The organism is Streptomyces sp. P3 (assembly GCF_003032475.1).
Lineage (GTDB): Bacteria > Actinomycetota > Actinomycetes > Streptomycetales > Streptomycetaceae > Streptomyces.
Genome location: NZ_CP028369.1, coordinates 3,638,247 through 3,657,539 on the forward strand (window position 1 = coordinate 3,638,247; position 19,293 = coordinate 3,657,539).

The 19,293-nt window shown below is 70.1% G+C and carries 16 protein-coding genes, 3 tRNA genes and 1 pseudogene; 11 read left to right on the forward strand and 9 right to left on the reverse strand.

Translation table 11 applies throughout. From position 1 onward, the window contains the following. Positions 1 to 4: 4 nt before the first annotated feature. Positions 5 to 1,303, forward strand: coding sequence for an RNA polymerase sigma factor (locus tag C6376_RS16260; RefSeq protein ID WP_254075959.1), 1,299 nt, complete (start codon positions 5 to 7; stop codon positions 1,301 to 1,303). Positions 1,304 to 1,446: 143 nt separating this feature from the next. Here C6376_RS16260 and C6376_RS16265 read toward each other — a convergent pair whose 3' ends face one another. The 4 genes from C6376_RS16265 to C6376_RS16280 form a co-directional block, all read right to left on the reverse strand. Next, complete coding sequence (locus C6376_RS16265; RefSeq protein WP_107444078.1) at positions 1,447 to 3,375, reverse strand: ABC transporter ATP-binding protein; 1,929 nt, start codon at positions 3,373 to 3,375, stop codon at positions 1,447 to 1,449. Beyond that, positions 3,375 to 5,108: an ABC transporter ATP-binding protein gene (locus C6376_RS16270; RefSeq protein ID WP_107444079.1), complete on the reverse strand. Its 1,734-nt coding sequence runs from the start codon at positions 5,106 to 5,108 to the stop codon at positions 3,375 to 3,377. Before C6376_RS16270 ends, C6376_RS16265 begins: the two co-directional genes overlap by 1 nt. 163 nt (positions 5,109 to 5,271) lie before the next feature. Further along, positions 5,272 to 6,726, reverse strand: a complete 1,455-nt coding sequence (locus C6376_RS16275) for an FGGY-family carbohydrate kinase (RefSeq protein WP_107444080.1) — start codon at positions 6,724 to 6,726, stop codon at positions 5,272 to 5,274. 104 nt (positions 6,727 to 6,830) lie between these two features. Beyond that, positions 6,831 to 7,136, reverse strand: coding sequence for a hypothetical protein (locus tag C6376_RS16280; RefSeq protein ID WP_057574869.1), 306 nt, complete (start codon positions 7,134 to 7,136; stop codon positions 6,831 to 6,833). Positions 7,137 to 7,293: 157 nt separating this feature from the next. Between C6376_RS16280 and C6376_RS16285 the strand changes: the two genes are divergently transcribed. The 4 genes from C6376_RS16285 to C6376_RS43840 all read left to right on the forward strand — a co-directional run bounded on the left by C6376_RS16285 (position 7,294) and on the right by C6376_RS43840 (position 8,057). Then, positions 7,294 to 7,366: transfer RNA gene (locus C6376_RS16285), tRNA-Asn, on the forward strand. Positions 7,367 to 7,371: 5 nt separating this feature from the next. After that, positions 7,372 to 7,444 (forward strand) — tRNA-Asn (locus C6376_RS16290). A 169-nt stretch (positions 7,445 to 7,613) separates the two neighbouring features. After that, positions 7,614 to 7,687 (forward strand) — tRNA-Ile (locus C6376_RS16295). Between the two features lie 223 nt (positions 7,688 to 7,910). Next, the gene (locus C6376_RS43840; protein ID WP_159083210.1) at positions 7,911 to 8,057 is read left to right on the forward strand and encodes a hypothetical protein; all 147 of its coding nucleotides are present in this window, start codon (positions 7,911 to 7,913) and stop codon (positions 8,055 to 8,057) included. Between the two features lie 442 nt (positions 8,058 to 8,499). On the opposite strand, the gene C6376_RS46395 is transcribed toward C6376_RS43840, so the two are convergent. The 3 genes from C6376_RS46395 to C6376_RS16310 form a co-directional block, all read right to left on the reverse strand. Next, complete coding sequence (locus C6376_RS46395; RefSeq protein ID WP_367881088.1) at positions 8,500 to 8,679, reverse strand: DUF3459 domain-containing protein; 180 nt, start codon at positions 8,677 to 8,679, stop codon at positions 8,500 to 8,502. A 292-nt stretch (positions 8,680 to 8,971) separates the two neighbouring features. Then, positions 8,972 to 9,130: a hypothetical protein gene (locus C6376_RS16305; protein WP_254075960.1), complete on the reverse strand. Its 159-nt coding sequence runs from the start codon at positions 9,128 to 9,130 to the stop codon at positions 8,972 to 8,974. A gap of 490 nt (positions 9,131 to 9,620) precedes the next feature. Next, on the reverse strand, positions 9,621 to 10,739 hold the full coding sequence (locus C6376_RS16310) for a M20 family metallopeptidase (RefSeq protein ID WP_107448999.1): 1,119 nt from the start codon (positions 10,737 to 10,739) through the stop codon (positions 9,621 to 9,623). Between the two features lie 260 nt (positions 10,740 to 10,999). On the opposite strand from C6376_RS16310, the gene C6376_RS16315 reads away from it, so the two are divergent. Then, positions 11,000 to 11,884, forward strand: coding sequence for a LysR family transcriptional regulator (locus tag C6376_RS16315; protein WP_107444082.1), 885 nt, complete (start codon positions 11,000 to 11,002; stop codon positions 11,882 to 11,884). Between the two features lie 180 nt (positions 11,885 to 12,064). Here C6376_RS16315 and C6376_RS16320 read toward each other — a convergent pair whose 3' ends face one another. Next, positions 12,065 to 12,871: a tetratricopeptide repeat protein gene (locus tag C6376_RS16320; RefSeq protein WP_159083211.1), complete on the reverse strand. Its 807-nt coding sequence runs from the start codon at positions 12,869 to 12,871 to the stop codon at positions 12,065 to 12,067. Here C6376_RS16320 and C6376_RS16325 point away from each other — a divergent pair, their 5' ends adjacent. From C6376_RS16325 to C6376_RS16345, 5 genes and pseudogenes are all read left to right on the forward strand, one after another. Continuing rightward, complete coding sequence (locus C6376_RS16325) at positions 12,872 to 13,330, forward strand: hypothetical protein (RefSeq protein WP_159083212.1); 459 nt, start codon at positions 12,872 to 12,874, stop codon at positions 13,328 to 13,330. A gap of 708 nt (positions 13,331 to 14,038) precedes the next feature. Then, positions 14,039 to 14,182 (forward strand): annotated as a pseudogene (locus tag C6376_RS45215) (ABC transporter ATP-binding protein); the annotation flags it as partial. A gap of 304 nt (positions 14,183 to 14,486) precedes the next feature. Beyond that, on the forward strand, positions 14,487 to 15,833 hold the full coding sequence (locus C6376_RS16335) for an NAD(P)/FAD-dependent oxidoreductase (protein WP_173985656.1): 1,347 nt from the start codon (positions 14,487 to 14,489) through the stop codon (positions 15,831 to 15,833). Then, entirely contained in the window at positions 15,830 to 16,708 is an 879-nt protein-coding gene (locus tag C6376_RS16340) for an SDR family NAD(P)-dependent oxidoreductase (RefSeq protein ID WP_107444085.1), read from the forward strand. Before C6376_RS16335 ends, C6376_RS16340 begins: the two co-directional genes overlap by 4 nt. Then, positions 16,705 to 18,117 (forward strand): aldehyde dehydrogenase family protein, encoded by a 1,413-nt coding sequence (locus C6376_RS16345; RefSeq protein WP_107444086.1) that lies wholly within the window; start codon positions 16,705 to 16,707, stop codon positions 18,115 to 18,117. The genes C6376_RS16340 and C6376_RS16345 overlap by 4 nt, the downstream gene beginning before the upstream one ends. An 8-nt stretch (positions 18,118 to 18,125) precedes the next feature. Here C6376_RS16345 and C6376_RS16350 read toward each other — a convergent pair whose 3' ends face one another. After that, positions 18,126 to 19,199, reverse strand: a complete 1,074-nt coding sequence (locus tag C6376_RS16350; RefSeq protein ID WP_107449001.1) for an AraC family transcriptional regulator — start codon at positions 19,197 to 19,199, stop codon at positions 18,126 to 18,128. Positions 19,200 to 19,293 lie beyond the last annotated feature (94 nt).

A 19,293-nucleotide genomic window follows, 5' to 3' on the forward strand; every position in this document is an offset into this window, starting at 1 on the left:
GAGGATGTGCCGTACGCCACACTGGGTGCGGTGCCTGAGTCCTCGGAGCGGCCCCCCAGTACCTCCGCCGCTCACCTCAGCAGCGATCATCCTGGAGGTCGCCCCCGTGCAGACCCAGACCCGGACCCTCACCCCGACCGACAGCACCGCCGAAAGCGCGCCCGACGGCACGGAACCGGACGCCGAGACCGACGTCCTGGCAGCGGTCCCGCCGCAGAGCCGAGCCGCGCACCACCCGGAGACCCGGACCGACGTGGAAGCCGCGGCCGGGACCGCCCCCGAAACCGATGCCCAGTCGGACGCCGAGCCCGCGGACCCTCCGCCCGAGGCGCTCGCGGACGGCCCCGAACCCGGCGAGGCGCCGCCCCGCGCCCGCGTCACCGAGAGCGCCGGACCCTCCTCCGACCTGTTCCGCCAGTACCTGCGGGAGATCGGCCGCATCCCGCTGCTCACCGCGGCCGAGGAGGTGGAGCTGGCCCGGCGCGTGGAGGCCGGCCTGTTCGCCGAGGAGAAGCTGGCCGGCTCGGCCGACCTGGCCGGCGAGCTCGCCCTCGACCTCGACCGGCTGGTCGTCATGGGCCGGATGGCCAAGCGCCGCCTCATCGAGTCCAACCTGCGGCTCGTGGTGTCCGTCGCCAAGCGGTACGTCGGCCGCGGGCTCACCATGCTCGACCTCGTCCAGGAGGGCAACCTCGGCCTGATCAGGGCGGTCGAGAAGTTCGACTACGCCCGCGGCTACAAGTTCTCCACCTACGCCACCTGGTGGATCCGGCAGGCGATGTCCCGCGCGCTGGCCGACCAGGCCCGCACCATCCGCGTCCCGGTCCACGTCGTCGAGCTCATCAACCGGGTCGTCCGCGTCCAGCGCCGGATGCTCCAGGAACGCGGCTACGAGCCCACCGCGGAGGAGGTGGCCGCCCAGCTCGACCTGCTGCCGGAGCGCGTCGGAGAGGTCCTGCGGCTGGCCCAGGAGCCCGTCTCCCTGCACGCCCCCGTGGGCGAGGAGGACGACGTGGCCCTCGGCGACCTCATCGAGGACGGCGACGCGGCCAGCCCCGTGGAGTCGGCGGCCTTCCTGCTGCTGCGCGAGCACCTGGAGGCCGTGCTCTCCACGCTCGGCGAACGTGAGCGGAAGGTCGTCCAGTTACGCTACGGACTCGCCGACGGCCGGCCGCGCACCCTGGAGGAGATCGGCCGCATCTTCGGCGTGACACGCGAGCGGATACGGCAGATCGAGTCGAAGACCCTCAACAAACTGCGCGACCACGCCTTCGCCGACCAGCTCAGGGGCTACCTGGACTGAGCCGGCGCCGACCGGGCGGGGCCGCTCGCAGTCACCCGTTGCGAGCGGCCCCCACAGCACGAATGGCACGTCACGCACGACACGGCACGGCACGCATGGCACGGCCACACGCATGGCACGGCCGGCCGTGCGGCCGTCCCCGGTCAGTCGACCTCCGCCACCGCCTCCGCGAACTGCGCCTTGTACAACCGGGCGTAGGCCCCGTCCGCCGACAGCAGGTCGCTGTGCGCGCCCTGCTCGACGATCGAGCCGTTCTCCATCACCAGGATCGTGTCGGCGTCCCGGATGGTCGACAGCCGGTGCGCGATGACGAACGACGTGCGCCCGTGGGCCAGCTTCGCCATCGCCTTCTGGATCAGGACCTCGGTGCGGGTGTCGACGGAGCTGGTGGCCTCGTCGAGCACCAGGATCGTCGGGTCGGACAGGAACGCCCGCGCGATGGTGATCAACTGCTTCTCACCCGCGCTGACCCCGCTGCCCTCGTCGTCGATCACGGTGTCGTAGCCGTCGGGCAGGGTGCGGACGAACCGGTCCGCGTGCGCGGCCCGTGCCGCCTCCTCGATCTCGCCGCGGGTGACCTCCCGCGACGCGCCGTACGCGATGTTCTCCGCGATGGTGCCGCCGAACAGCCAGGTGTCCTGGAGCACCATGCCGATCCCGGCGCGCAGCTCGTCACGGGACATCCGCGCTATGTCGACGCCGTCGAGGGTGATGCGTCCGCCGGAGACGTCGTAGAACCGCATCAGCAGGTTCACCAGCGTCGTCTTGCCGGCGCCCGTCGGACCGACGATGGCGACCGTGTGGCCGGGCTCCACCGACAGCGACAGGTCCTCGATCAGCGGCTTCTGCGGGTCGTAGCGGAAGGAGACGCCCTCCAGCGCCACCCGTCCGCGCAGTTCCTCGGGCCGCACGGCGGTCACCGGGTCCGCCTCCTGCTCTTCCGCGTCCAGGATCTCGAAGACCCGCTCGGCCGAGGCCACGCCCGACTGCACCAGGTTCGCCATCGACGCGACCTGCGTCAGCGGCATCGAGAACTGGCGGGAGTACTGGATGAACGCCTGCACGTCGCCGATGGACAGCGAACCCGACGCGACGCGCAGTCCGCCGACCACCGCCACCAGCACGTAGTTGAGGTTCGACACGAACATCATCAGCGGCTGCATGACACCACTGTTGAACTGCGCCTTGAACCCGGCCTCGTACAGCGCGTCGTTCTGCTCGGCGAACTGCTCGGCCGACTGCTGCTGACGGCCGAACACCTTCACCAGGTTGTGGCCGGTGTACATCTCCTCGATGTGCGCGTTGAGCTTGCCGGTGGAGCGCCACTGCTGCACGAAGTGCGGCTGCGACCGTTTGCCCACGCGGGTGGCGACGACCGCCGACAGCGGCACGGTGACGAGGGCCACCAGCGCCAGCAGCCACGACACCCAGAACATCATCGCCAGCACGCCGATGATCGTCAGCAGCGAGTTGATGAGCTGCCCCATCGACTGCTGGAGGGTCTGCCCGATGTTGTCGATGTCGTTGGTCGCGCGGGACAGCACCTCGCCGCGCTGCCGCTTGTCGAAGTACGACAGCGGAAGCCGCGACAGCTTCGTCTGCACGTCCTCGCGCATCCGGAACATCGTGCGGTTGACGGTCTTGTTCACCAGGCGCGTCGCGACCGCCATCAGCAGCCCGGCGACGAGGAACACCCCGACCGCGACCAGCAGGACCTCGCCGACCGCGCCGAAGTCGATGCCCTTGCCGGGCGTGAAGTCGGTGCTCCTGAGCATGTCGGCGACACTGCTGTCACCGCGGTCCCGCATCGAGTCGAGGACCTGCTCCTTGGACGCCCCGGCCGGCATCTCCCGGCCGACGATGCCCGCGAAGACGAGGTCGGTGGCCCGGCCGAGGATCTTCGGTCCGACCACGTTGAGGCCGACGCTCAGCACCACGCAGAACAGCATCGCGTAGAGCGTCAGCCGTTCCGGCTTGAACTGGGCGAGCAGCCGCCTGCCGGACACCTTGAAGTCCAGCGAGCGGTTCTCGGGACCTCCGCCGGCCATCATGCGCCCCATGGGCCCGGCCATCAGGCAGCCTCCGCTTCCGTGAGCTGGGAGAGCACGATCTCCCGGTAGGTCTCGTTGTCCGCCATCAGCTCGCGGTGGGTGCCCGTGCCGACGACCCGGCCCTCGTCGAGGACGATGATCCGGTCGGCGTCGCGGATGGTCGCCACCCGCTGGGCGACGATCACCACGGTCGCCTCGGCGGTCTCCCGCCCGAGCGCCGCCCGAAGCGCCGCGTCGGTGGCGTAGTCGAGGGCCGAGAAGGAGTCGTCGAACAGGTAGATCTCCGGCCGCTGCACGAGGGTGCGGGCGATCGCCAGCCGCTGGCGCTGACCGCCGGAGACGTTCGTGCCGCCCTGCGCGATGGGAGAGTCGAGGCCGTTCTCCAGCTTGCTGACGAAGTCCTTGGCCTGCGCCACCTCCAGCGCGTGCCACAGTTCCTCGTCGGTGGCGTCCGGATTGCCGTAGCGCAGGTTGGTGGCGACCGTGCCCGCGAACAGGTACGGCTTCTGCGGCACCAGACCGACGGTCCGCGCCAGCAGCACCGGGTCGACCTCGTCGACGGCGACCCCGTCCACGAGCACCTCGCCCTCGGTGGCGTCGAACAGCCGGGGCACCAGCCCGAGGAGCGTGGACTTGCCGCTGCCGGTCGAGCCGATCACGGCCGTCGTCTCACCGGGGCGGGCCACCAGCTCGATGGCCTTCAGGACGGGCTCCTCGGCGCCGGGGTAACGGAACCCGGCCCCTCTGATCTCCAGGTGCCCGTGCCGCCGCAGCTCGGTGACGGGCGCCACCGGCGGAACCACGGAGGACGAGGTCTGCAGCACCTCCTGGATGCGCTCGGCGCACACCTCCGCGCGCGGCACCTGCATGAACATGAACGTGGCCATCATCACGGACATGACGATCTGCATGAGGTAGGCGAGGAACGCGGTCAGATCACCGATCTGCATCTGCCCGCTGTCGATCCGGTGGGCGCCGAACCAGACCACCGCGATCGAGGACAGGTTCACCGTGGTCATGACCACCGGGAACATCAGCGCCAGCATGTTGCCGGTCTTCAGCGAGATGTCCGTGAGGTCCGTGTTGGCCTTCCGGAACCGCTGCTGCTCGTACTCGTCCCGCACGAACGCGCGGATCACCCGGTTGCCGGTGATCTGCTCGCGCAGCACCCGGTTCACGGTGTCCAGCTTCACCTGCATGGACCGGAACAGCGGCCGCAGCCGGCGCACGATCAGCGTCACGCAGATGCCCAGCGTCGGCACGACGGCGACCAGCACCGCGGACAGCGGCACGTCCAGCCCGAGCGCCAGCACGATGCCTCCCACGCACATGATCGGCGCCGACACCATCAGCGTGAACGTCATCAGGGCCAGCATCTGGACCTGCTGGACGTCGTTGGTCGTCCGGGTGATCAGCGAGGGTGCGCCGAAGTGGCCGACCTCCCGGGCGGAGAAGGACTGCACCCGGTCGAAGACGGCCGCCCGCACGTCCCGGCCGAGGGCGGAAGCGGTCCTGGCGCCGTAGTAGACGGCGCCGATGTTGCACACGACCTGCGCCAGCGAGACGGCGATCATCACGCCGCCGAACGTCAGGATGTATCCGGTGTCTCCCTCGACGACGCCGTTGTCGATGATGTGCGCGTTCAGGGTGGGCAGGTAGAGGGTGGCGCAGGTCTGCAGGAACTGCAGCAGCACCAGCAGAGCGATGGGTTTCCTGTAGGGCCTGAGATAGGTCCGCAGAAGTCGTATGAGCACGCTACGTCTCTCGGAGTCGGCGGGAGGGGCATGGGGTAGCCGGGAGGGCATTGGTTGCCCCTGGCCCCTATCGTCCGACACCTCACCCGTGTTACCTCAACCGATTAAGCCGACAGCAGTGCTTTCCCGGCCTCCGGGCGCCCGGTATGAACCATCTGCTCGATCATGCCCGGAAAGCTCCAGGATGGGTCTGCTCCCGCACCGACACGAACTGCTGGCGCACCGCCTGCCCCACGGCCAGGTCCTCACCCGGGTCGAGGACCTGCGCCGCCGCTCCCTGCCAGGCCGGCGGCGTCCGCGGATCGAGCGTGCCCTGCGAGGCCCCGAGCGCCCACGCGGCCTGCCGGGCCGCCCCGATCGCCGCGTAGTCGGCCGGCTGCGGCACCACCACCTGCGCCCCGAACAGCGCGGGCGCCGCCGACTGCACCGCCGGCAGCTCGGCCGCCGCCCCCAGCAGGAAGACCCGCCGCACGTCCACGCCCCGGCCGCGCAGCACGTCCAGCGCGTCCGCGAGCCCGCACAGCATGCCCTCGAAGGCGGCCCGCGCGAAATGCTCCGGCTTCATCGACTCGCGTCGCAGCCCGGCCAGCGTGCCGGCGGTGTGCGGCAGGTTCGGCGTCCGCTCGCCCTCCAGGTACGGCAGCATGACCAGCCCGTGCGATCCCGGCGTGGACTTCATCGCCAGGTCCGACAGCGCGTCCAGATCGGGCGCCCCGACCAGCTCGGCCGCGCCGCGCAGGGTCCGTACGGCGTTGAGCGTGGTGACGACGGGCAGATGCATGCCGGTCGCGTCCGCCAGCGAGGTGATCATCCCGCTCTGGTCGACGAGCGCCTCGGGGTGCACGGCCATCACGGACCCGGAGGCCCCGAGCGAGACCACGGCGTCGCCCATCCCCAGCCCGAGCCCCAGCGCCGCCGCCATCGTCTCGCCGGTCCCGGCGGAGATCAGCAGCCCCTCCGGAGTGGTGCCGGCCGCGTCGGACGGCCCGATCACCTCGGGCAGCATCGCCTGGTGGCCGAGCGCCAACTCGACGAGATCCGGCCGGTATCCGCCGGTGGCGGCCGACCAGTACCCGGTGCCGGACGCCCCGCCGCGGTCGGTGGTTCGCCGCACCGGCCGCCCCAGCAACTGCCACACCAGCCAGTCGTGCGCCTGCAGCAGCACGGCGCTCCGCGCGGCGGCGTCGGGCTCGCTCTTCGCCAGCCAGCGCAGCTTTGTCACCGGCTGCGCCGCCTGGGGCACGCATCCCACCGCCTGCGCCCACGCCTCGCGGCCGCCGAGCGCATCGACCAGATCGGCCGCCGCGACCTGCGCCCGCTTGTCCCCGCCCACCATCGCCGGCCGCACGGTGTTGCCCTGCGAGTCCAGCGGCACGACCGCGTTCTGCTGCGCGGACACGCCGATGGCCTGCACGCCTTCGAGCAGCCCGCCGCCCGCGGCCTCACCCAGGGACAGCAGCCAGGCCTGCGGGTCGACGTCGGACGGCCGGCCGCCGCCCTCGGCGCCTTCCACCGGATGCGGCGCGTATCCCTGCCGGAGCACGGCTCCGGTGTCCGCGTCGCAGACGACGATACGAGTGAAATCGGGCGAACTGTCCAACCCGGCGACTATCCCCATGTCGAAAATTCTGCCGCACGCCGGGCCCGGATGCGGCCGTCGGGCGCTTCCGGGACGGGCGGGACGGCCGAACGGAGCCGCCGCCCGCCGTCACGGCGGCGTCGTCAGGTGTTGCTCGTACCCCAGTCGTCCCCGCCCGCGCCGTTGACGTTGCGGTCGCGCAGCGAACGCACCCGGCCCGCCACCGACTCCGGCATCCGGTCGCCGACCTTGTCGCTGACCGCGTGGTACGCCTTGCCCGCGTACTGGCGGCCCTGATGGGCGGCGGTCTCGGCGGTGTTGCGCACGGCGGGGTTCTGGGCGACCTGCCGCGCCGACTTCTTCAGCTGCTCGTAGCGCTCGCGCCCGGCGCGCGTGCCCAGGACGTAACCGACAGCCAGTCCGACGACGAACGTGAGCTTGTAGCGCATGACTGCCACCCTTCCTCGAGTAGGTCCCCGGCCCGACACCGGCGCCGGGGGGAACCGATTGGCGGAGCACCCCCCTGCTTGCGCTAATGTATGTGTCGCAGCGAGCGAGCGCTTCCTGGCGAATACCCAGCTAGGCACGTTCGATGCGACGAGGCATTCCCCTGTAGCTCAATTGGCAGAGCAGCCGGCTGTTAACCGGCAGGTTACTGGTTCGAGTCCAGTCGGGGGAGCTCGGTCCCCTGTAGCTCAATTGGCAGAGCAGCCGGCTGTTAACCGGCAGGTTACTGGTTCGAGTCCAGTCGGGGGAGCATCGTGAACGAGGACCCCGTGGGGGTCCTTTTTCATGTCGGCGGGAACCGTGCAGGCCAGGGCGCAAGTCCTCCTGGGCGTGCAAGGTCGACCAGCCGGAGCGTGAGATCGTATGTGCGGCTATGCTGCGGCAGACGGCGCGCACACCTGTACGCGACACGCCGCTATGGGGCGGTAGCTCAGCCGGTTAGAGCAGCGGACTCATAATCCGTCGGCCGTGGGTTCGAGTCCCACCCGCCCCACCTTTGCAGGTCTCTGACCTGCGGAAACGTTCATTTTTTGGGTGTCGGAGCGTCAACTGTCGCTCAACGGACCGAATCCGCTGCTCGTGGCTCCGGAGTGCGGTGAAGTTCTTGCCACCCCGCAGGGCAGGCATTGTGCTGACCTGCGGTAATGCCGATGATCAGGGGCCAGGGCCGACGAGCCGACAGCAGCTGCTCTGCTTCGTTTCGTGATCCTGGGGACGTGCTGGGGACACAAGGTTTCGGCAAGGTCTGCGGAGCACTGCCCGCGGGCTCCCTGTCCGGCCGGCCGAGAGGCTTCCGTGCGGCACTGCTGACCAGGTTCGACCTCGCCTTGGAGGAGCCCGATCGCATCGGCACCGGGGAGTGAGGGGCTGGTGCGCATCAGGCGGAAACTGCCCGAACTGAAAACGGCCCGATAAAACCGCCGAACTCACTCACCTGCAAGCGTGGCGACTGGCATCCATCTGGAAGGGACCCGTCCGGGGTGTGTCGTCGGGGCACGTCCCGTGCCGGGCAGCACGCCCGGCACGGGCATGAACGCGGCGATGGCCTTTCTGTGGAACCGGTCGTGCGGGCCGTCCGAAAACGCCCCCGAATGTGTAGCGGCCCCCGGAAGGGCGCTCGGTCTCTCGTGTGCTGCCCTGAACGGCTCCGGGCCTGATGGAGGCTCGGGCCCGTCTCCGGCGACTCCATTCAGCTTCTGCAGATGGACCAGGGCCTGTCCGATCGGCGGGGAGTGATCACCGGACAGGCCCTGGCGTATTGGGGCGCGGGGAGGCCGGCTGGGGTGATCCCGTCGCCGTCGACAGTCAGTCCAGATGCAACAGGACCGTGGTATCCGGCGGCAGCATCCCGTCCTTGGTCAGCGGCCCTGAAGCGAGGAGGGGGCTGCCGGCGTCGGGGAGCGGGTTCGGCTGATCGGAGAGGTTGACCGCGCGCAGCAGGCCGGTGCCGCGTTCGAAGAGGAGGGGGGCGGGCTGTCCAGCCAGCGGAACTCCTCGCCGCGCAGGTCGGGGCTGGTGCGGCGCAGGCGCAGGGAGGTGCGGTCGGCTGGTTGGCTTCGGCGGTGTACGACTTCCAGTCCGCGGGCTGGGGAAGCCAGGGGGTGGCTCTGGTCGTGCTGAAGCCGAAGGGCGGGGTGTCCCCGGTCAGGGGAGGCGGGACGCAGCAGCCGTCGCGGTCTCTGGGCGCTGCAGTAGAACTCCGTGCCCTGCGAACCGTCGACCTCACCCGTGCTTCATCCACTCGGAGACCGTCCACCCCGACCTGCGAGCCGTCAGGTCAGTTGCCGGCCTTCTTGTCGAACCATCCGAGCGACTGGGCGACGGACGCGCCGAACAAGAGGATGCCGGGAGGAACGATCCCGAACCAGACGGCATCGGCTTTCATGGCCGCGAGCAGGGCGATGGCGCCGATGGCCAGCGCCAGGAGCGCGAGCATGCCCAGAAGGACACGAATCTTGGAAACCAACGGAGGACTCTCCAATGTTCAGCTGGGCTCTATTGACTAGACAGCGTTCGCTCCCCGTTGGACCACCGGGGACGTTTGCCCAGTAGGGAGGCAGCAAGGGCCTCGGGGTGACACCACGGCTCCGTCAGAAAGCTCATGGGGCAAGTCTCCCGACGCAAGGTGCTGACTACGGCGATGAGTAGGGGGTACAACGCGAGCACCCGGTCCACGAAGAGCCACAACAGGATGCCCCGGTCGCCAGGCAGGCGATGGTGGCCAGGAAGGCGGCGATGAACATCCGCCGCGCTTCTCCTGTACGTCGATCTCCTTCTTCGGCAGGAAGGTGTGTTCGGGTAGGCCGAAGTTTTCACGGGAAGCCAGTCCGGCGACTTCAGGGGGCGGGGAAACCGGCACGCTCATACAGGCGCCTCGGTTTCGTATCAAAGCGGCCTCGTCAAGGCTGCTTCATTCGGTCGCGTGTTCAATTGGTCGTGTGCTCGATGAGCCGGGCCAGCAGACGGGCGCGGGGGACCATCCGCGCGACCTCGACGTACTCGCTGTCCGCGTGCGCGCCTGCGCCCACGGCGCCCAGGCCGTCCAGCGTCGGACAGCCCACCGCCGCGGTGTAGTTGCCGTCCGAGGCGCCGCCGACGGCGATCCCCCGCAGCGGTTCCTGGCCCAACTCCGTGGCGAGCCGGGAGGCGAGGGCGAACAGTTCGGCGGACGATTCCGGTGTCATGGGTGGCCGTTGCCTGCCGCCCAGCACCTCGAGCCGGGCTCCGGGCGTCCGGGCGTTGAGGCCCCTCATGAGCTCGTCGACCCAGTCCTGTGCCGCAGTCGTCGGCACGCGCACGTCCACCGACACCCGGGCCAGCGCGGGCACCGTGTTGCGGGCAGTGCCGGCGGACAGCAGGGTGGGCGTAACGGTCGCGAGGCCCAGGACGGAGTGGGCGCCGCCGGCGACACCCGACGAGGCTCCGAGCAACGAGGCTCCGAGGCCGGCGACGGACAGCACCTGATGAGCTGCCTCGACCGCCGCGTTGACCCCCTTCTGCGGTTCCTGACCCGCGTGCGCGGCCCGGCCATGCACCACGATCTCGTACCTCGAAGTGCCCTTGCGGGCGGTCTTGAGTGCACCCTCCCCGTCCGCGGACGCCTCCAGTACGAAAGCGGCCCTGCACCCCCGCGCGGCTTCCTCGATCAGTTCCCGGGAGGTCGCGGAGCCGACCTCCTCGTCCCCGCTGACCAGTACGCACACCCCGTCTGGGGAGGGCAGGGAGGCCAGCGCGTGGAGCATCTGCACCAGGCCCGCCTTCATGTCCAGGACCCCGGGGCCGCGGGCGATTCCGTCGGTCACCGACCAGGGGTGGTCCTGGAGAGAGCCGATGGGCCACACCGTGTCGTGGTGTCCCACCAGGAGGACCCGCGGGGTGCCGAAGGTCCACCGCAGGTGGGTCACACCGTCGATCACGATCGTCTCCGGTCCGGCGCCCAGCAGCGCCGTCCCGAGGGCGCCGACCACCTCGGCGCTGCGCGCCACCGCCGCGTGGTCGGCTGAGAAGGACTCGCAGAGCACGAGCCTCTCCAGATCGGCCAGCATCATCGGCAACGAGAGCGCGGCTCCCCGGGTCACCGGTCCCACCCCGTCGCAATCTTCCTTCGGCGCAACACATTTCCCCCTCGGAACTCGTGGGCCACGGGTGCGGCGGGGCGCCTTCCCCCTGCGGACCCCGCCGCACGAACGACGGTATGGGCCGGCTCGGCATACCACCAGCGACTGAATAGCATGGGATCAATGCACTGAAGGAATGTGTCGTGGAGGGATGGCGCTGTGGGAAGGCACATCTCGGAAGGAGAAACGTGTTCGAGATCGACGCGCTGCGGCTGCTGGTGGCCGTGGCCGAGACGGGGTCGTTCACGAAGGCGGCGGTGCGCCTCAGTTACACGCAGTCCGCGGTGTCCCGGCGAATCGCCGCGCTGGAACAGCAGACCGGCGGGCCGCTGTTCGAGCGCCTCCCTCGGGGCGTACGGCTCAATCCCGCCGGCCGTACACTGCACCGGCACGCCATGGAGGTGCTCGACCGGTTGTCGCGGGCGGAGCGGGAGCTGGCCGTGCTGCACGCGGGGCTCGGCGGACTGCTGCACGTAGGCGCGTTTGCCACCGCCAACATCTCGCTGATGCCCACCGCCCTGCGGGCGCTCCGGGACACCAGGCCGGATGTGGAGGTCGTCGCGGTGGAGGGCTGGACCGACACGCTGATGCAGCGCCTTGCGGACGGGGCGCTGGACCTGGCCGTCGTCAGCGACTACCCGTCCGGTCTGCCGTCGGCCGACGGTGTCACGACGACCGTGCTGTGCGAGGACGAGTTGTTCGTGGCTCTCCCACGCGGGCACCGCCTGGCCGGAGCCGGGGCGGTCGACCTGCGTGAACTGCACGACGAGGCATGGCTTCACAGCGCGTACGGCGACCGTCCCACGATGCTCGCCGACGCCTGCGCGCGGGCGGGCTTCACGCCCAGGAAGATCATCCGGATCGCGGAGTGGACGGCGAAGTTCGGTTACGCGGCCGCCGGGTTGGGAGTGGCGCTGGTGCCCTCGCTGGCCGCACGGGCGGTCCCCGACGAACTCGTCCTGCGCCGCCTCACCGACTCGGCCCTGCGCCGGACCGTCCATGTGGCGCTGCCTCTTGCCCCGCTACCGGCGGCGCTGAAACTGCGGGATCTACTGCGCGACGCCGTCGACTGAACCGTCTTAGGAGCGATCAGCCACGGTGCAAGGTCAGTATCGGCCAGACTGTGGTGGTCTTCCGGGTGGTCGTGCGGTGTTCGTGAGGGGTCCTGACTCTCCTGCCGAACGCCCTGCGGTTCCTCCCCGCCGGCTGTCTCGGCGAGGTGGATACGAGGACTTGACGGACACCGACGAACCTCACCGGATCTCCCGCTCGCCGCAGCGTGCCAGCGCCTCCGCGGCCTCGCGTGTACGCGGGTGGCCGCTGCCCTGGACACGGATCATGTCGGCCAGCAGCGAGGTGAGCAGGGTGGCAGCCCCGCCCCTGTCCCCCGAGCGTTCCAGGAGCTCGGCGCGTTGCTGGCGGGTCCGCAACGCACGTGGGTGGTCGGCGCCGAGCACCCTGTCGACCCTGGGCTGCAGTTCGGTCAACTCTGCGAGCGCCATGGCCGGCTCGCCGGCGAGGCCGCGCCAGAAGCTCAGGTTGACGCGGTAAGTGAGCGTGGTCGGATGGTCCGCGCCGAGCGCGCGCTCGGCGTCCTCGGCCGCAGCGGTGAACTCCTCGACGGCGAGCCGGCGTTCGCCCGCCAGTCCCCGCCAGTACGCGAGGTTGTGCCGGGCGATGAGGGTGTCCCGGTGAAGGCGGCCGACGGCGGACTCCAACCGTGCCACCGCCTGCAGGTAGATGTCGACCGCCGCATGCGTGTCGCCCGCCTCGCCGGCCCACCTGCCCAGATCGGTGAGGGCGCTCAGCGTGAGCAGATGGCCGGGGCCGTGCCGCTGTTCCAGCATCTCGACGAGGGCGGCGCAGGCGTCCCGCGCGCCGACGGCGTCGCCGGCCAGGCCCCGGCACAGCGCAGCGTGGCTTCGCGCGTCGAGTACCAGGGCATGGCCCGTGCCGAGGGCTTCGGCTGCCTGGTCGGCGAGTTCGGTGAAGTCGTTCAGGGCGGCGGCCACCGCGCCCTCCTCCATCCGGAGGCGGGTCTCGTGCAGCCGTACCGTCAAGTGCGATTCACGATCGCCGACGCCTTCGAGCCCGAACCTTTCGCGCCCTTCCGGGCCTGGCAGCAGCACCACGTGACCGTCTGCGCGGTGCACCTGGACACCGCCTTCCCGTCCATTCGGGTCGCGCTGCGCGGCGGGGGAGGCAGGCGCATTCGATACGCCCTCGAAGTCGAAACGCTACGGCCGGACTTCGCCGAGGCACTGGTCACCGAGAAGACCATCGAGGCGATGCTGGCCGCAGAGGTGATGGAGTGGTCGATCCAGGGACGGGACGTCCTCACTGTGCTCAGGGACGAGCCGGCCGACACGCAGGACGGTGGAACCGGGGGTCAGCCGGCCGACTACGACCTCGATGCCGTCCGCGTGATCGAGCGGCTCACCGCCCTCATCGGCGGGCTGCCCACCGATCTCGCCCCGTGGGCTGACGACGCCCTGTCGGGCCTGCCCCTGGAGCATTGAGGGGGCGGTTCATGAGTGTATGCAACCGATCCTGTTGTCCCTGATGGTGTGGGCGTAGATGGAGTTTGCCGGTCCGCAGCCGGTCGTCTGTCGGAGCAGCAAGGAGGGGCGGCTGCCGCCTGGTGCGGGCCGGCCGTCCTGGGCCTGGCCGCTTGGTCCTCCTGGCCGTCACGGTGTCGGCAGCAGGGGCCGCTAGCCCCCGGGTGTGTGTGTCCGGCCCCGTCCCGTGGGGACGCGTTGGGGATGCAAGGACGGGAACGGACTGGCAAGGGCCGAGTAACGCTGGCACGACTCACCCCATCTGACCTGCAAAAACGCCACGGATCGGCGTTGATCGGCAAGGGTCGCCAAGATCCTCAAAGGACTCATAATCCGTCGGCCGTGGGTTCGAGTCCCACCCGCCCCACCAGTGCAGGGCTGTGACCTGCGGAAACGTCTCTTTGAGGTGCCGGAACCCCAACTCGGGCTCACGGACTGAATCCGCTGCCCGTCCCTGCGTCGGCGATGGTTCGACACTGCGCTGACCTGCGTGAATGTGTCGGACCGCGGTGTGGTCGAGTCGCGTCAACGGCCTCCGGAAGGGAGCCGGAGGCGAATTCGAGGACGCTGTGAGGACGCAGGTATTGCGAAGGGTGGCCGCGCGGCCCTCTCCACCAGGCTCCGGCCGGTCGGAGTGAGAAGCCCTCTGGTGGACCTTGGGCGTGCCCGCTGGAGAGCATCACTCTTCCTATGTCCATCGCCGGACGAAAGCCCGACCAGGCGTGGCTGGACCGGGTGGTGGCGACCGTCGGTCTGGCCGACCGCCTCGGCCACCGACCCTCCCAGCTCTCGGGCGGCCAGCAGCGGGTGGTCTGCGCCATGAGCGCGGCTCGGTGTCCGGTTCGCCGGCCCGCTCTGCAGCGAGGCACTTCTGCTGTCACCGGCCGTACCACTCGAAGACGCCCGCCTGGGCACATCTGGAACTGCCGCTCGACGAGGACCAGTAGCCCGCGGCCACCAGGACGTCCGCGACGGCCGGCAACGTCAGCGGCAGCTTGGCCGGCGTGTGCGGCCGCTGAGGTCCGGTCCGTGGCCGCGTGGGTCAGTTTCCGTGGAGCGGCGGGTGCATACGTTTCCTTCAACACCCGTGAAGAGGGATGAACGAGGAGGCGGGCCCGTGAAGGCAAACCAGTTCGACACGTGCGTGATCGGGGCGGGACCTGCTGGGCTGGCAGTCGCCAGGGCCCTGGCGGAGCGGAATCTGCCGTACACGCACCTTGAGCGGCACACCGGGCCCGGCGGCATCTGGGACATCGACAATCCCGGCAGCCCCATGTACGAGTCGGCCCACTTCATTTCCAGCAGGACGCTGTCGGGCTTCGGTGGCTTTCCGATGCCCGACCACTTCGCTGACTACCCGCCCCACCGGCAGATCCTGTCGTACCTGCGGACCTTCGCCGACGCCTACGGGTTGACGGACCGCGTCGAGTTCGGCGTCGAGGTGGAGAACGTCGAGAAGAACGCGGACGGAACGTGGACGGTCACCCGGGCCGGCGGGCGGGAAAGCGTGCACGGGCAGGTCGTCGTGTGCACGGGCTCGCAGTGGCACCCCAACGTCCCCGAACTGCCGGGGGAGTTCAGCGGGGAAGTCCGGCACACCGTCGGCTATCGCAGCGCGGAGGAACTGCGGGGCAAGCGGGTCCTGGTAGTGGGTGCGGGGAACTCCGGCTGCGACATCGCGTGCGACGCGGCCCGGACCGCGGACCACGCGGTGATCAGCATGCGGCGCGGGTACTGGTTCATTCCCAAGCACCTGTTCGGCCGGCCGGTGGACACCCTCGCCAACAGTGGGCCGCACCTGCCGATGTGGCTGGCGCAGCGCGTCTTCGGCGCCCTCCTGCGGATCCTCAACGGCGACCCGGCGCGGCTGGGACTGCCGAAGCCGGACCACAAGCTGTTCGAGACCCACCCGGCCATCAACTCGATGCTGATCCACCACCTCCAGCACGGTGACATCACGGCCAAGCCCGGGATCGCCCGCGCCGAGGGCCGAACAGTGCACTTCACCGACGGAACGAGCGACGACTTCGATCTCATCCTCCTGGCCACGGGCTACGTCCACAGAGTTCCGGTCGCGCAGCGGTACTTCGGCGACGAGCAGCACCCGGACCTGTACCTGTCGTCGTTCTCGCGCGAGCACGAGGGCTTGTTCGGCATCGGCTTCGTCGAGACCAACTCCGGTGCGTACCAGCTCTTCGACTCCCAGGCGCAACTGATCGCCGGGTACGTCCATGACGCGCGGCACCGGTTGCCGAACGCGGAGCGTTTCGCCCGCATGATCCGCTCAGACCGCCCGGATCTGTCCGGCGGATTGCGGTTCGTCGACTCGCCCCGCCACACCGGCTACGTCGACAGCGGGGCCTTCGTGAAGTACCTGGGCAAGGTCGCGGGGGACATGGGCTGGCGTACCGAGGGCCAGCCGCCCCCGGCACGGTCCCTGCGACGCGCGGAGGCTGTGGCATGAGCGGGTTCGACTTCACCGACAAGGTCATGCTGGTGACCGGCGGTGCGGGCGGCATCGGGAGTGCTCTGTGCCGTCGCTTCGCCTCCGGCGGCGCCCGCTGCGTCGTCGTCGACATCGACGAGGCCCGGGCCGAGAAGGTCGCCGCCGGGCTTCCAGGCGCCGGGCACACCGGTATCGGATGCGACCTGATGGACCGCGCCCAGGTGGAGCGCCTCTTCGAACGGGTCTCCGATGCCCACGGTCGCCTAGACGTTCTCGTCAACAACGTCGGTATGACCAGCGCGGAACGCTTCGACGTCCGCAGCGTCGAGAGCATCGAGCGGGAGATCACCCTCAACCTGACCTCACCGCTGGTCGCGACCCGGATCGCCATTCCTCTTCTCACGGCTTCACGGGACGCCCGGGTGGTCACCACGGTCTCCCTCGGCGGGATCTTCCCGCTGGGCGAGACCCCGATCTACACCGCTTCCAAGTTCGGTCTGCGTGGCGCGATGCTCGCCATCGGGCTCGATCTGAGGAGCAGAGGCATTCTGGCCGGGTCGGTGCTCCCGTCGGCGACCGACACCCGGATGCTGCGCCAGGAGGCCGTGGACGGCGGGAACTCCTTGCAGTTCCAGGACCGGCCCCAGCAGCCCGCCGACGTCGTCGCGGCCGTGGTGAGCCTGCTGGACAAGCCCCGGCTGGAGGCCTACCCCCGGCCCGGTGAGTCCCGTCTGGTGCGGTTCGCGATGCTCATGCCGAACCTGCTGCCCCGGGTCTTCCCGCTGTTCCGCAAGCGCGGTGACCGCGGCATGGCCCGCTATCTGGAGGAACTCCGCCGACGCGGACTGGTCCGCCGGACAGAGGGGCGCTGGGAGCTGGTGGAGGAGGCATGACCACGAACGAGACGCTGCTGGTCGTCAACCCCGCCACCGGTGACCCGATCACCACCCTGCCCGCCGCGAGCGCCGACGACGTCGCCAAGGCCGCCGAGCAGGCCCGGCGGGCCCACGACGCCGGGGTGTGGTCGCGGCGGCCGGTCCGGGAGCGCGCCGCGGTGCTGCTGCGGCTGGCCGACCTGATGGAACGCGACGCCGAGATCCTCGCCCGGCTGGACAGCGAGGACGCGGGCAAGCCGATCACGGAGTGCCGTACGGGCGACGTACCGGGCGCGATCGAGACGATCCGCTGGTTCGCCGAGGCGGCCGACAAGGCCTTCGGCCGCATCGCGCCGAGCGCGCCCGACGGTCTCGGTCTCATGAGCCGCGAACCGGTCGGGGTCGGCGCGGCGATCCTGCCCTGGAACTACCCGCTGGCCATGACCGCCTGGAAGGTCGGACCGGCCCTGGCCGCAGGCAACTGTCTGCTGGTCAAGCCCGCCGAGGCGACCCCACGCTCCGCCCTGCACCTGGCCGCGCTCGCAGCCGAGGCCGGCCTGCCCGACGGGGTGCTCACGGTGTTGCCCGGGTACGGTTCCGAAGCCGGGGCAGCCCTCGCCCGTGATCCCCTCGTGGGGGTGCTGTCCTTCACCGGCTCCACCGCGACCGGCCGCCGTATTCTCAAGGACGCGGCCGACAGCAACTTCAAGCGCGTCTCACTGGAGATGGGCGGCAAGAGTCCCCAGGTACTGATGCCCGATGCGCTCGCCTACGGGGACGAGCTGATCGACAACATGATCGAGGCCGCGTTCCTGACCATGGGGCAGAACTGCACGGCCGGCTCCCGGGTCCTGGTTCACCGCAGTATCGCCGAGGAGGTCCTGGAGCGGTTCACGGCCGCGGCGAGAGAGCTCGTCATCGGCCGTCCGGCCGACCCGCGCACGCAGATCGGGCCGCTCATCAACCACGCCGCCTTCGACCGGGTCGCGGGAGCCGTGGAGGCCGCCCGGGACGGGGGAGCCCAGATCCACACCGGGGGCCTGCCCCACGGACTGCCCCCGCGCGGCGCCTACTACCCGCCCACCGTGATCACCCGGGCCCCCGCCGGCAGTGACGTCCTCACCAGGGAGCTGTTCGGTCCCGTCGTCACCGTCCAGACCTTCACCACCGAGGACCAGGCGGTACGTATGGCCAATGCCACCGAGTACGGGCTCGCCGCGTCCGTATGGACACGCGACCTCGACAGCGCGTTCCGGCTGGCACGCGGCATCGAGGCCGGTGTGATCTCCGTGAACGCCTACAGCGAGGGCGACATCACCACCCCCTTCGGCGGCTGGAAGCAGTCCGGATTCGGGGGCGTGGAGAAGTCCACCAACGCCTTCGAGCAGTGGACCCGGGAGAAGGCGGTCTGGATCCGCACCCGCTGATCCCGGCCTCAGAGGCGAGCCGTACGCATCCGCTCCCGCAGCTGGACCGGGGAAGTGCCGTGCCAGCGGCGTACCGCGCGGCGCAGCGCCCGTTCGTCGGAGAACCCCGCCCGGCGGGAGATGTCGCGCAGGGTCAGTTCCGGGCGGAGCAACAACTGCTCGACGCGTTCCCGGCGCACTCCCTCGACGAGTGCCTCGTACGTCGTGCCGCACTCGGCCAGCCGACGGCGCAGCGTCCGCTCACTCGTCGCATGCCGCCGCGCCTGCTCACTGAACGACGGCACCAACGGCAGGCCCTGCGCGACGGAGATCTCCAGCACCTCCAGCAGATCCTGCTGGTCACGGCGGGAAGCCAGCTGCGCGTCGAGCATCTCCAGCGTCGACGCGTAGCTCACGGGATCCCGGCCGGGCATCCGGGTACGCGCCCACGCGGGGTCGATGACCAAGCGATTGACGGCGGCGCCGAAACGGACAGGACAGCCGAACAGGGCCTCGTACATGTCCAGTTGGCGCGGGGACGGAAACGAGAACTCCACCGCCCTCGGCGCGAAGAGCGGACCGACGGACAGCCGGGACAGGGTGACCACGGAGGCGAACGCCTCCTCGCTCAGGAAGCAAGCCACGGCCGGGTCCATGGCGGGATCGGGAAGGTCGGCGCGCAGCACGAAGGCGTCGTCCTCCTCACTCACAGCGGCCGACCACACCACCATCGCGCCGGACAGGTTCTGGTACTTCACCCCGGTCTCGATGGCGTGGTGGAGCGTGTCGTCGGCCATCAGGGCGAAGCCGAGCAGACCCCACGCGGTCAGGTGCTGCGCCGCGCCGACCTTCAGCCCCAGGTGCTCGTCCCCTGTCAGGTTCAGGGCACGACGGATCACCGCGCTGCCCTGCCGGTACGACACCCGCAGCGCGGCGGAGCGCATGACCGTCTCGTCCAGTCCCATCCGCTTCAGCAGGGGCCGCAGATCGACGCCGTGCTCGTCGGCGACCACGACCAGGTAGCGCAGGATGTTCGGCTGGATCGTCGCCGATGTGCTGCGGCTGGTCCCGGGCAGATCTGCCGGGCCGGGGGCAGGGGACATCGCACTCACCTTCTCCTCGGCGACCACCGTAGGCAGCCGACGTCACCGGTCGCGCGCTGTGGCCCCCGAAGTCCCCTGTACGGCCTCTCGTGTC